The following is a 12,745-nucleotide window of genomic DNA, read 5'->3' as shown; positions in this document are numbered from 1 at the left end:
GAACTATTTTATTTTGAATCAAATTGTAGGGAAAGTCAATAAACGATATTGATAAAAAACCTAATAAAAAATTCATTTTGTAGAAATAAAAAAAGGTGATGAACGTCGCATCACCTTTTGATAAAGCAGAGCACTTTCAAAAATAAAGTATTCAAAATTAAAACAGAAGTTATCATAAATTTCTTTAATCTTTGACTTGAAACTTATCTTTAATATTAATAAATAATAAAAATAATATTATGGCAGATATTAAATTAGACAAGTAGAAATCTTGGTGGAACAGTAGTTCAAAGATGACATCGAAAGTGTATAATAAAGCAACAGCAGGTAATATGCAAATGAACATAAATCTCCAATTTTTTAAATAATGTTTGTAATAAGTATGTACTTTCTCCATAGATATTGCTCCTGTAATTTTTATTTTCTATATAAATATACATTTAAATAAAAGAATTTACAAAGCGTTTTAAAAATAAATAAAAAATATCGTGAAAGTGATGTGTAATAGAAGAAGTGTACTGAAATGTTAACATCTATACGAAATAAACATAAATTAACGCTAATATATCACTGTACTAATATGAAATTATAATTAGATATAATCTATAAAAAACTTTAAAATACCGTTACTAAAATGATACACTATAATCTACGTTATTTTAGTAATGAATAGAGGGATTTACATGATAGATAAAATCAAAAATGTTGTAGAGGATATGTACGAAGATGAAGCAAAACATTTACTGCAAAGCATTCTTATACAATTAGATTTATTAGAAGAGAACTATAGTGAAGATACGATTAAACACTTGATAAGTATACCTAAGCAACTAACGAGTAATACATCTTATAAAAAGAATGTAAAAGAAAGTACACACATTCATATCGCTTTTGATGATTCAACAACTGGGTGTTTAAAATATATGTTAAGTCAAGAAGAACTATTTGAGGAGAGTGTTGTTGCATTCTCTGAATTCTTTTCAATTGGACCGATTAATCAATTACATACGAATAAAGGGCAACTCGCAAGACAGCAATGGTTATTAAACAACTTAACTTCTTATGATAGTTATTTTGAAGAAGAATATTTACCAAAATTTATGGAAACTTTAGAAGAGCTACATTCTATTCCTAATGAAACACCGATTACCATTTGGAAGGCAGATAACGCACATGAACATGTAGGCCTTTGTTTTGTAATGGCGAAATTAAAAGGTAAGAAAAATATTCGAATCATTAATACATCTGAAATGAGTAGAGAAATATTAAACCAAGAGTATGATATACGTGGAACGGGAGAATTATCGCCCGAAAGTTTAGCTACTTTCCAAAATAGTTTTGCAGAATCACCGTTTTTAACTAAAAAAAGTAGAGTGAATCTTGAACACGAGTGGGATAGTTTATCGAATAGCATGGAATTTTTAAGAGTTTGGAAAGACAATGAAGTGCATTCTGTACAAGAAGAATATTTTGACCAATTCATTATTGAGTGTGCGAAAAAAGTAGGTGCTGATAAAGACTTCCTTAAAGCTCCGAGAGTAATTGGTGAAGCGCTTGGCCTTGTAGAGCAATTAGTTGGGGATACTTTCTTAGAGTATCGCTTGAAAGTATTAATTAAACAAGAGGTATTTGAATTTGAAGGTTTATTAGAGGAAATGCGTTTTTATAGTGTGAAGTTGAAAAAATAATAATATATTCCGTTTATAAAAAAGCTCGTATTTTTGAAAAAAAGATACGAGCTTTATTTTTTTAGTTTAATTTGGGCTATACATAAGCTTCCGATAGGTGTCATATCACATATGAATGTTAAAGGTAATGAATGAAAAGAAGGTGATTTGTTAATATGTATAACGAACAAAATTATCCATATGATCAAACGATGTATTATAATCCACAACAATACGGATATGAACCTGATATCGAAGTTAGAGAGGTTGAACTAGAAGATTATAGACCAGATGATGCGGAAGATGCTCCAACGTCACCACCACCGTCACAAGCTCCGTCTTTACCATCCACATTTGCTTCTCCAGCACAAGCAGGGAATATGAAATCATGGATGTGTAACTGTCTAGGAAGATGGGGCTATTTACGTTTGCATCGTCCTGGACCTTTCGGAAGAGACTTATGGTTTTTTCCGACAGAAGTAAGAAGAAGTGGGGTATCCGGCTACACTTGGCAAGCTGGTCGCCGCCGTAAAGTAAGTTATCGATATCAACAAATTAGTAATTTTATGTGCTTTGCATAATGGGAAGTGAGAGGGTAGAATGATTTTACTCTCTCACTTTTTTATTTTTCAATATTAGAAGTAAGATTTTAATTGAAAATTTACAATTTTTCAGTTCTTATTGAAGTATAATTCAAATATTGGGTTGATTTTTAAAAATAATTGAGAGTGAGGGAATGTAATGTCAATTAAAAATAAGGTTGGCCGAAAAATAGAAGATGGCATTAATTTAGCTTCTGCTCAGTTTAAAGAAGATGCATATGAAATTTATAAAGAGTCACGAAAAATGCAACCTATATTATTTGTAAATGAAGTTGAAATCGGTAAAGAATGGCTCATTACAAGATATGAAGATGCTCTGCCACTTTTAAAAGATAATCGTTTAAAAAAAGATATGGCAAATGTGTTTTCTCAAGATACAAAGAACATGTATCTTTCTGTTGACAATAGTGATCATTTAACAACGCACATGTTAAATTCAGATCCACCTAATCACAGTCGTTTACGATCTTTAGTTCAAAAAGCTTTTACACCGAAGATGATTACACAATTAGACGGAAGAATTCAGAGAATAGCGGATGATTTAATAAGTGAGATAGAGCGAAAAGGTACATTAAATCTTGTGAATGATTATTCATTCCCATTACCAATCATTGTAATAAGTGATATGCTTGGCATTCCAAAAGAGGATCAAGCAAAATTTAGAATTTGGTCTCATGCTGTCATTGCATCGCCAGAAACACATGAAGAAATAGAAGAAACCGAAAAACAACTATCTGAGTTTATTACATATCTTCAATATATAGTTGATGTAAAACGAAAAGATCCAAAAGAAGATTTGGTTAGTGCGCTAATCCTTGCGGAAAATGAAGGGCATAAACTTAGTGCTCCAGAGCTATATTCAATGATAATGTTACTAATCGTAGCAGGACATGAGACAACAGTGAATTTAATTACGAATACGGTATTAGCACTTCTTGAAAATCCAAATCAATTACAGTTATTAAAAGATAATCCAAAATTAATTGATTCTGCAATTGAAGAAGGATTGCGTTATTATTCTCCAGTTGAGGTTACAACTGCAAGATGGGCAGCTGAGCCTTTTCAAATTCACGAACAAACAATCCAAAAAGGGGATATGATTGTCATTGCATTAGCTTCGGCAAACCGCGATGAAACAGTATTTGAAAACCCAGAAGTATTTGATATTACTCGGGAGAATAATCGTCATATTGCCTTTGGACATGGTAGCCATTTCTGCTTAGGCGCTCCACTTGCTAGGTTAGAAGCAAAGATAGCTATTACTACGCTGTTAAAACGCATGCCTGAACTACAAATAAAAGGCAATCGTCAAGACATTAAATGGCAAGGTAATTATTTAATGCGTTCTTTAGAGGAATTACCATTAACATTCTAGAATATTTATTTTTAGACATGCATACATAGAAAATGATTTACATAGAGTATGTATGTGTTATTTAAATTCGAAACGGAAGGGTGAAAACATCCCAATGATCAACTAATTCTATTTGTAAGAGATCTTCGTTAAAAAACGAAATATTCTTCTGAATAGGATTAGTATGTGCATGTATAGAAAAGGGATGTGTTTCGCACTGCGAATATATAGTCTTTTCATATGATTTGTGCTGCCTCCTGTTCAGAACACGAAATAGGAGGTTTTTTTATGTCGACGACTACAGAAACGAAACAAAATCATGGGGTATCACAAGTATTAAAAAATCGATTTGTGCAAGGGATTCTAGCATCAGCATTATTTTTACAAATTGGAATATGGGTTCGAAACTTTGCGGTATTACTGTATGTAATGGAAATGACGAAAGGTGATGCTTTTGCTATTTCAATGATTTCGGTTGCTGAATTTGCTCCAATTTTTATTTTTTCCTTTATTGGAGGAACTTTTGCTGATAGGTGGAAGCCAAAGAGGACAATGATATGGTGTGAAACGTTAAGTTCTTTATCTGTGTTCGTAGTATTAATTACTCTTATGTTTGGTACGTGGAAAATCGTGTTTTTTGTTACGCTCATTTCGGCAATTCTTTCACAGTTTTCCCAACCATCCGGAATGAAATTATTTAAACAACATTTATCGACAGAACAAATTCAATTAGCGATGTCATTATATCAAACGATATTTGCAATATTTATGGTGTTAGGACCGATTATTGGAACATTTATCTTTCACAGTTTTGGAATCTATATTTCAATAATAATTACTGGTATCGCATTTTTACTTGCTGCAGGTGTATTGTTATTTCTTCCGAAAGATCTTGAAAACGAAGCAGAAAAGAAAGATATCACTCTGTTGCAGGAAATGAAGGATGGTATTAAATACGTCAAAAAGAAAAAAGCATTAACTTTGCTTGGATTATGTTTTATGGCAGCAGGACTAGGTATAGGCTTAATTCAGCCACTAGGTATATTTATTGTGACTGAGCAGTTAGGGTTATCAAAAGAGAGTTTACAATGGTTACTAACAGTAAATGGTGCGGGGATGATTGTTGGCGGAGCTCTAGCGATGGTATTTGCGAAAAACGTTGCTCCGCAAAAAATGTTAATTGTAGGTATGCTTGGTCAGGCAATTGGAATTGGTATTATAGGCTACTCTACAAATTTATGGGTGACACTTACAGCACAACTTTTCAGTGGTTTAGCCCTACCTTGTATTCAAATAGGGATAAATACACTTATTATACAAAATAGTGATACGGATTTTATTGGTAGAGTAAATGGCATTTTAAGTCCACTATTCACCGGTTCAATGGTAGTAACGATGAGTATAGCTGGTTCATTAAAGGAGATGTTTTCATTAGGTACGATGTATGAGGGGACGGCTCTACTATTTGTTATTGGATTATTGTTTATTTTGCCTATATACAATTTAAAGCCAGTAATAGCAGTAGAAAGTGAAATGAATGGTAAAGGAAGTGCTGTGCAACATGAATCCTAATCCAAATGTTAAATACCCTATTGAAGGAAATCAAAACGTTCATTTTATAAAAAATACAATAACGAAATCTAATATATTTGTTGGTGACTATTCTTATTATGATGCGAAAGATGGAGAAACATTTGAAGATCGAGTATTACATCATTATGAATTTATTGGAGATCGTCTTACCATTGGAAAGTTTTGTTGCATTGCAAATGGAGTTACCTTTATTATGAACGGAGCGAATCATCGGATGGATGGATTTTCGGCATATCCATTTAATATATTTGGAAATGGGTGGGAGAAGTATACACCTAGTTTGTCTGATTTACCTTACAAAGGTGATACAGTTATAGGAAATGACGTTTGGATTGGTATGGATACAACTATTATGCCCGGAATAAAAATAGGGGATGGTGCAATCATTGCAGCTAAATCTGTTGTGACTAGAGATGTCGTACCATATACAATTGTTGGCGGAAACCCTGCAAATAAAATAAAGGAACGATTCACAAATACAATAATAGAAGAATTATTGCAAATTCAATGGTGGCATTTTGACATTGAAAAAATAACCGAAAATATAGATGCTATTGTACAAGGAGATATTGAACCATTAAGAAAGTTAAAAAGGTAATAAAAAATGCATGACAAAGAGTATCATACCTCCGAATTTTGTTAATGATAATAGAACAAGGAGGTGTGATACTATGGCACAAGACGTTTTATGTGAAGTAAACAACTGTAAATTTTGGGCTAACGGCAATAAATGTAGTGCAGATGCAATTTATGTAGTAAGTCATAAAGGTAAACATGCATCTACAACTGAAGAAACAGATTGCAAAACTTTTGATCCAGAAGTATAAATTTTTGAAGGGTAGCCAAATCGTGGTTGCCCTTTTATTAATTATAGTATTGATAATAAATCTCATTTTCATTCATTGTTTTTAACTTTTCTTTTTATTTTTTCATATTTTCTTCATAAGTGATGCAATCCAGAGCAATTCATGTTCAATACGTGATTTACTAAATTCAATGACTTCTGTAATAAAAGGTGAGCTAACATGCAAAGATTGAATAGCAGTAAGTTGTTTATGTAGTACGTCTTGGCGTATTGTTAAAATTTCTTTTCTAGCTTCGTAATCAAGTTTTTCAAATAGCGCGATACGCACAAGGAACTCAGCGTTATTTGTCGCAATCTTTTCGGGAAACTCTCTTAACATTTCAGAAAAAATTTCTTCTCCTGTTTCAGTTATGTCGTACATATTTCGGTTTGGCTTTCCGACTTGTTTATGTATTTTTTTCGTTATAGCACCCATATTTTCGAAGCGCCGAAGAGCGGGATAAAGTGTATTATGGGGTTCAGCCGAGATACGTGTAAAAACGGGTCATAAGCTGTAATATATTTCCATTATTGGTTTTTTAGTTAAAAATATCTACCTCATGATTAACAAAAAGCTGATTACCTATGCGCTATAAATGAACTGCCCCCAATTGTTAAACAAAACCTAGCAATTGGGGGCAGTTCATAGTTATCATTTGACTCTTCTAGTGACTTTCTCAAGTAAAGCACCCTTTGGTTGAATAAGATTTATTTATTCATTCCCATCAATCGCTTAATTGTTCTTATTTGTCCACGATGATTAATTTCGTCTTCCATAACGTGAAACCACAAGTAGTAATTATTATAAGGCACACCATTATCCCACTTGTTTTCCTCGAATAACCAGCTATCTTGTTTTGATTTCAGATATGTTAGTGTATTTTCTCTAACTTGTGATAATTCATTCAAATAATAATCTAAAGATTGCTTTTTTATTCCTTCCCTTGCTTTGTCTCCAAGTTCTAAAGAAATTCGCCACTTTAGATATTCACTTTCAGTTAAATCTCTTTTTTCAAACGAGATAACTTGATGAACAAACTCCATCGCTGCAATATGTGATAAGAGAGAACCAATAGTGTTTGAACTACCGTTTGGTAAGAAATCTAAATCACTTTGGTTTAAATTGGAGATTTCGCTCAATGTAACATCTCTTGTATGTTCAAGCATTGTTACAAGCTCTCCAATCTTATTTGAATAGTTTTCTCTTGAAATTATTCTATAATCTATCATATATATCCCTCCAATTCATGCTAAGCATAAGTTTACCAATAAAATAAAAAAAACAAAGTCTGAAAATTCATGTAAAATAATGATATAATTTAATTGAATATAAAGAAAAAGGAAACCTGTTTTTATCAGTGTTACCTTATCCAAGACTAAATTTTACCCATACATCATTTTTTTGATGTAGCTCTTGAAGATAAAAACTATTTAATTTTCAAGGAACAGTTATTAACTTAAAACTTATTATACGAGGAGGGTGTATCATGAAAAAAATATGCTTTGTATTAATTGTCGACGCTGGTATAAATTATGGTTCAATATTTTCTCTACCATTTTTAAGGAATCAGGATGATTTGAAGGAATATTTTTCTAAGTATTATGATGTTTCAATTAATTATATTAGGGATAAAAACTCAGTTGACTATTTGGTAGTTCCCAAACCGTGTCCACCTTTTGATAATGAAAATAATCTTCCAATAATTGAAGTACCAGCAATCTTATTTATGGAAAAGGATTTTGAAAAAATAAAGACTTATATAGACAATTATTTTTCTAATAACTCATAAAGAAAATAAAAGTACAGTAAAAAGAAGTCCGATAAAAAACGAGTGGCGTAGAATATTTCTATTAATCATTCGTTTTTTATTATATTTACATATCAGTCTATCGCAAATGAACTTGTACAACATATCGGAAAATATAGTGAGGTTAATATCGTTGAAGAGTTTGCTGTAGCTTTACCTGTTACCGTCATATCCGATTTATTAGGAGTACCAACAACGGATCGTAAAAAAATTAAAGAATGGTCTGATATTTTATTTATGCCGTATAGTAAAGAAAAATTTAACGATTTGGATGTAGAAAAAGGAATTGCGTTAAATGAATTTAAAACATACCTTCTTCCAATTGTCCAAGAGAAAAGATATCATTTATCCGACGATATTATTTCGGATTTAATACGAGCTGAATATGAAGGCGAAAGATTAACCGATGAAGAAATTGTCACTTTTTCATTAGGACTATTAGCTGCCGGTAATGAAACGACTACTAATTTAATTATTAATAGCTTTTATTGTTTTTTAGTGGATGCGCCTGGAACATATAAAGAATTACGAGAAAAACCGAATTTGATTTCAAAAGCGATAGAGGAAGTATTACGATATCGCTTTCCTGTTACATTAGCTCGTCGTATAACTGAAGATACGAATATCTTTGGACCTTTTATGAAAAAGGATCAAATGATTGTTGCGTGGGTTAGTGCAGCAAATTTAGATGAGAAAAAGTTCTTACAAGCTTCTAAATTTAATTTACACAGAATAGGAAATGAAAAGCATTTAACCTTTGGTAAAGGTCCTCATTTTTGCTTAGGGGCGCCACTTGCACGTTTAGAAGCTGAGATTGCATTAACTACCTTTATAAATGCCTTTGAAAAAATAGAGTTATCTCCATCGTTCAATTTAGAAAAATGTATATTAGAAAATGAACAAACATTAAAATACTTACCTATTCTTTTGAAAACTAGGTAAAACGTTCAGCAAGGTACAAAATTACTGTACCTTGTTTTTTTATTTCTCAATTGTAAATTTTTAGTAGTCTATTTAGTATGGAAGTGTGTGAAAGAAGAGTGGAGGAGGATGCTTATGTTAACGTGTAATGGAAGTAAAACGTTTCAAACATTTATTAAAGCTGTAACGGATTTAATTGATAGTAATTTATTAGAAGATCAAATTGTTTGTGCGATTGAAAAATTACTAGAAGAACTTTTAGAAAAAAAAACATGGCTTCCGCTAGAAAAACAGAAGGCGAATTCGGCTCAATATGCACGACACTTGTTATATGAAGATCCTTTAAAGCGATTTGAAGTATTAGCTCTTGTATGGAAAGATGGACAATCTACACCTTTACATGATCATGATGGTACATGGGGAGTAGAAGGCGTTTTTTCAGGAAGGATAATGGTGCAGAACTTTATACAAACTAAGCAGCTTGAAAATTCACTTGTTTATTTAACCCATACAGGAAATCTTTATTTGGGAGAAGGAGAAACAGATAAAGTCATTCCACCAGCTGATTGTCATATTCTTAAAATAGCTGAATGCGAAAGCGTTGTCACGATTCATATTTACGGAAAACGTTTAGAAAAGTTTAAAGTATATTTCCCAACTGAAGAAAAGAATGTGTATATGTGTGAGGCAAAATATATTAGTTATAGTTCATAGTTTAAAATCAAAAGCTTTTCTTTAAAGAGAAAAGCTTTTGATTTTATTTTTAATTATTTCTTGACCTGAAACGCTTTTCATAAATTATAAATAAGAAGTACTTAACGAGCTCAATATGAAAACGATACCTTTTCGTTAAATAAATCTCGTGTATTTATAGAAAGTGGTGAAGAAATAATGAAATTAATAGCAATTGACTTAGATGGAACCCTTCTTTCCGGTAATAAAATGATAAGTAAAGAAAATGCAGAAGCAATTCAAAAATGTCAGGAAGCAGGCCATGTTGTAGCTATTTGTACAGGGCGTTCTATCGTTGATATTGAACGATTATTGTTAGAAGTTAATTTAGAGTGTCCAATTATTGCGGAAAATGGTGCCCTTATTTATAAAGATAAGAAAATGATGAAGAGATATCCAATTCAAAATATGCAGGCACTTGAGATTGTAGAATATCTTGAAGAGAATGGCTTGTATTATCAGCTTTATACTAATAAAGGTGTGTATGTACCGGATTATGGCGTAGAGAGTGTACGAAATGAAATCGAGTATGTAAAGAATTCAAAAGAAAATTTCAACTTGAAAGAGTTAGAAACGATTGCTGCATTATACCTTGAGCATACAGCATTTCATAGTACAGAAAGTTGTAAACCAATTGTAGAAATGGATATACATGTGCATAAACTTTTACCGTTTTCTTATGACATAGAGAAATTAAAAAAATTAAAAGAAACATTTCTGCATAATACGGATTTAGCTATTACATCTTCCTATTGGCATAATTTAGAGATTAATCATCGAGATGCTCAAAAAGGAAATGGATTATATACTTTAGCAGAACATCTTAATATTCCAGTTGAAAACACTGTAGCAATAGGCGATGGCTTAAACGATGTTTCTATGATGGAGAAAGCAAATATATCAATTGCAATGGGAAATGCAGTTGAAGAAATAAAAGTGATGTGTCAATACGAAACGTTAACAAATGAAGAACATGGTGTCGCACATGCTTTATATAAATATGTAATGTAATAAAAAAAGAAAAAAAGAATCCAAATAGATTCTTTTTTTCTTTTTATTAGGGGTAAGGTATTCTATGAGATTCATAGAAGCCTTATTACAACTCATTATATAGAATATATTGGAATAAATGTTTATATTTTTCATGAAAGTTGTGAAACTTTTGTGAATTTTACGGTTATTGTATTTTTATACTGCTACTAGCAGCGCGTAACAATCCCATATTATTTTCTGTTTTTAATTGAAAAATAGAATTTGTTTGAATAATTATTCGACAGCTATATACCTAGGGGCACTTTCTTCGTATAATGAAGAAGTATGAATTTTGAATTTGTATAAATTTTACATATCGAGGTGAAAAAGGAATGAATGCGCGGCTAATGGAACTTATTGATGTGAGTACAATAGAAACCATGGCAGAACAATTTTATAAATTAACCAACATATCACATCAACTTCTTGATGCTGAAAACGAATGTATATTTTCATTTGGAATTAATGAAATGAAAGTATGTAAACTTCCCAAAATCGAAATCCCCCTTTTCTTATACAATCAATATTTAGGATCTTTTGTTGTATGGTCCAAACGAAGCGAAATTTTCAATTGCCAAAAATATTTTGAAATGCTTTCTAACCTCATTATAGCTGGGGTGAAAAAAGCAGTTCAAAGTAAAAATACATCGTTACTTTCTCGAAAAGAGGAAGAACTACATACGATCTTACAAAACATGCCTGTTATGGTTGATGCGCTTGACTATAATGGAGATTTTGTTTTGTGGAATCGAGAATGCGAGATTGTAACAGGTTATACTGCTGAAGAAATAATTGGGAATCCAAACGCTCTTCAATTACTGTATCCTGACCATAATTATCGCCATCAAATACAAAATAAATTTTTGACTCGTGGAAAAAATTTTAGAGATTGGGAAATGAGTTTAACATGTAAAAATGGTGAAATTAAAACGATAATGTGGTCCAATATATCTGAGCAGTTTCCTGTAACAGGATTTAGTTACTGGGCTGTTGGGGTAGATATTACACATTTAAAAACGATAGAAGGGCAATTAAAACAACAAACCTCTGAATTAGAATTAATTTTTAAAGCTTTACCAGATTTATGTTTTTTAACAGAAGACGATGGGACAATTATAGATTATAAAGCAGGATCTCCTACAAAATTTTACGTACCCGCAGAAGCTTTTATGGGAAAAAAGTTTTACGAAATATTACCGTCTCCAGTAGCACAGCAATTTCAAGAAGCAATTCGCCAATTGAAAGAAGAAGGAAAGAATGTAATTGTAGAATATCCTCTAACAATTAATGGAAGTATCGATTTCTTTGAAGCTAGATGTTTACCATTATTACAAGATAAAATTATGATCATTGTCCGCGATATTACAGAGCGGAAAAAGGCAGAAGAATTGCTAAATAAATCAGATACACTTGCGGCAATTGGTCAATTAGCAGCCGGTGTAGCTCATGAAGTGAGAAACCCATTAACGGTAATTAAAGGATTTATACAGTTATTCCAAATTAATAAAGAAGATCAAGAAAAATATTTTGACCTTATGCTTTCCGAAATAGAAAGAATAGAAGCAATCCTCCAAGAGTTTTTGTCGATTGCTAAAACTGATGAAATAAATACAGAAAAGAAAAATATTTATCAAATTTTTAAAAATGTCGTATCATTAATTAATACAAAAGCAATCATGACAAATATTCAAGTTGAACTATTTACAGATTCCAAAGAGATAATCATTGAATGCTCAGAAAATCAATTGAAACAAGTATTTATTAATATTTTGCAAAATTCAATTGAAGCAATGCTAAATGGGGGGGGAATTTCAATCCATATAAAAGAAATACATAAAAATGGTGTCGTTATTAGTGTAATAGATGAAGGAATAGGAATACCTGAAGAAAGAATTAAAAGATTAGGTGAACCTTTTTATAGTACGAAAGAAAAAGGTACCGGTATTGGATTGATGTTAAGTTATAAAATTATTGAAAGTCATCAAGGAACAATAAGTATAATGAGTGAGGTTGGTGTCGGGACAACTGTAACGATGTACTTGCCGAAAATTCAGAGTAAACAATCTCTATCAAATTGTGATGATAGATGTATTTCAATACGTTCTAATATTAATTCCTAAAATACCTAATACCCAATAACAAAGCTAAGCTTTTGTTATTGGGTATTTTTATATTTAATTTAGTAAACTTTA

Annotated in this window: 13 protein-coding genes and 1 pseudogene; 11 read left to right on the top strand and 3 right to left on the bottom strand. The window is 31.5% G+C overall.

The features are described from left to right. Positions 1–184: 184 nt before the first annotated feature. Positions 185–397: a hypothetical protein gene (locus tag DN408_RS22220; RefSeq protein WP_002127657.1), complete on the bottom strand. Its 213-nt coding sequence runs from the start codon at positions 395–397 to the stop codon at positions 185–187. Between the two features lie 286 nt (positions 398–683). On the opposite strand from DN408_RS22220, the gene DN408_RS22215 reads away from it, so the two are divergent. The 6 genes from DN408_RS22215 (at position 684) to DN408_RS22185 (ending at position 6,043) form a co-directional block, all read left to right on the top strand. Next, positions 684–1,688 carry a DUF1835 domain-containing protein gene (locus DN408_RS22215; RefSeq protein ID WP_078179124.1) on the top strand — a complete coding sequence of 335 codons (1,005 nt, stop codon included), beginning with the start codon at positions 684–686 and terminating at the stop codon, positions 1,686–1,688. Positions 1,689–1,843: 155 nt separating this feature from the next. Beyond that, on the top strand, positions 1,844–2,248 hold the full coding sequence (locus tag DN408_RS22210; protein ID WP_002127656.1) for a hypothetical protein: 405 nt from the start codon (positions 1,844–1,846) through the stop codon (positions 2,246–2,248). A 160-nt stretch (positions 2,249–2,408) separates the two neighbouring features. After that, on the top strand, positions 2,409–3,644 hold the full coding sequence (locus tag DN408_RS22205) for a cytochrome P450 family protein (protein WP_078179123.1): 1,236 nt from the start codon (positions 2,409–2,411) through the stop codon (positions 3,642–3,644). A 267-nt stretch (positions 3,645–3,911) separates the two neighbouring features. Then, entirely contained in the window at positions 3,912–5,195 is a 1,284-nt protein-coding gene (locus DN408_RS22195) for an MFS transporter (RefSeq protein ID WP_078179122.1), read from the top strand. Continuing rightward, positions 5,185–5,814, top strand: a complete 630-nt coding sequence (locus DN408_RS22190; protein ID WP_078179121.1) for a Vat family streptogramin A O-acetyltransferase — start codon at positions 5,185–5,187, stop codon at positions 5,812–5,814. The genes DN408_RS22195 and DN408_RS22190 overlap by 11 nt, the downstream gene beginning before the upstream one ends. A 73-nt stretch (positions 5,815–5,887) precedes the next feature. Beyond that, positions 5,888–6,043 carry a DUF1540 domain-containing protein gene (locus DN408_RS22185; RefSeq protein WP_000046089.1) on the top strand — a complete coding sequence of 52 codons (156 nt, stop codon included), beginning with the start codon at positions 5,888–5,890 and terminating at the stop codon, positions 6,041–6,043. A gap of 102 nt (positions 6,044–6,145) precedes the next feature. Here the strand turns inward: DN408_RS22185 and DN408_RS22180 are convergent, their stop codons facing one another. Further along, entirely contained in the window at positions 6,146–6,550 is a 405-nt protein-coding gene (locus tag DN408_RS22180; RefSeq protein ID WP_087946218.1) for a PadR family transcriptional regulator, read from the bottom strand. A gap of 218 nt (positions 6,551–6,768) precedes the next feature. Next, positions 6,769–7,290, bottom strand: a complete 522-nt coding sequence (locus DN408_RS22175) for a DinB family protein (protein ID WP_000568385.1) — start codon at positions 7,288–7,290, stop codon at positions 6,769–6,771. A gap of 257 nt (positions 7,291–7,547) precedes the next feature. Between DN408_RS22175 and DN408_RS22170 the strand changes: the two genes are divergently transcribed. From DN408_RS22170 to DN408_RS22150, 5 genes and pseudogenes are all read left to right on the top strand, one after another. Then, a complete protein-coding gene (locus tag DN408_RS22170) occupies positions 7,548–7,850 on the top strand; it encodes a hypothetical protein (protein WP_000717614.1) in 303 nt (100 codons plus the stop codon). 93 nt (positions 7,851–7,943) lie between these two features. Continuing rightward, positions 7,944–8,810: pseudogene (locus DN408_RS22165) on the top strand (cytochrome P450); the annotation flags it as partial. A gap of 114 nt (positions 8,811–8,924) precedes the next feature. After that, positions 8,925–9,503: a cysteine dioxygenase family protein gene (locus DN408_RS22160; RefSeq protein WP_078179279.1), complete on the top strand. Its 579-nt coding sequence runs from the start codon at positions 8,925–8,927 to the stop codon at positions 9,501–9,503. 177 nt (positions 9,504–9,680) lie between these two features. Further along, entirely contained in the window at positions 9,681–10,532 is an 852-nt protein-coding gene (locus tag DN408_RS22155) for a Cof-type HAD-IIB family hydrolase (protein ID WP_033729352.1), read from the top strand. A gap of 353 nt (positions 10,533–10,885) precedes the next feature. Continuing rightward, positions 10,886–12,673, top strand: a complete 1,788-nt coding sequence (locus DN408_RS22150) for a PAS domain-containing sensor histidine kinase (protein WP_002127645.1) — start codon at positions 10,886–10,888, stop codon at positions 12,671–12,673. Positions 12,674–12,745 lie beyond the last annotated feature (72 nt).

This window comes from Bacillus sp. AR13-1, from assembly GCF_008042285.1.
Taxonomy (GTDB): domain Bacteria; phylum Bacillota; class Bacilli; order Bacillales; family Bacillaceae_G; genus Bacillus_A; species Bacillus_A mycoides.
The sequence above is the reverse complement of the archived record's forward strand: the minus strand, read 5'-3'. Positions and strand labels throughout refer to the sequence as shown.